The following is a 476-nucleotide window of genomic DNA, read 5'->3' on the forward strand; positions in this document are numbered from 1 at the left end:
AAAGCAGCAAGCGAAAAAGGTATTACTATTTCAACCGATTTAAATTACCGTGCTAAACTTTGGAAATATTGTGACGATGCGCACAGAGAAAAAGTAATGACAGAGTTAACGGCTTACTGTGATATTATCTTAGGAAACGAAGAAGATGCACACATGCACTTTAACATTCACCCAGAAGGATTAGATGTACACAAGCATGGACATGATGTAAAAGCAGAAGCTTTCTTATCAGTTTGTAAGCAAATGATGGAGAAATTCCCAAAAGCTAAAAAAGTAATTACTACACTTCGTGGTTCTATTTCTGCATCTCATAACACATGGGCAGGTGTATTATACGATGGTAGCAAAATGTACGAAACGCGCCAATACCAAATTACAGATATCGTAGATCGTGTAGGTGGTGGAGATTCATTTATGGGTGGATTAATCTACGGATTATTAAAATACCCAGAAGACGACCAAAATGCATTAGACTT

The 476-nt window shown here is 37.0% G+C and carries 1 protein-coding gene; it reads left to right on the top strand.

Features of this window, described 5'->3' with window-relative positions; translation table 11 throughout:
- Positions 1 to 476: PfkB family carbohydrate kinase (locus PK35_RS16970; protein ID WP_044627777.1), on the top strand; the 476-nt coding region annotated here is incomplete at both ends.

The organism is Neotamlana nanhaiensis (assembly GCF_000943555.1).
GTDB lineage: Bacteria > Bacteroidota > Bacteroidia > Flavobacteriales > Flavobacteriaceae > Neotamlana > Neotamlana nanhaiensis.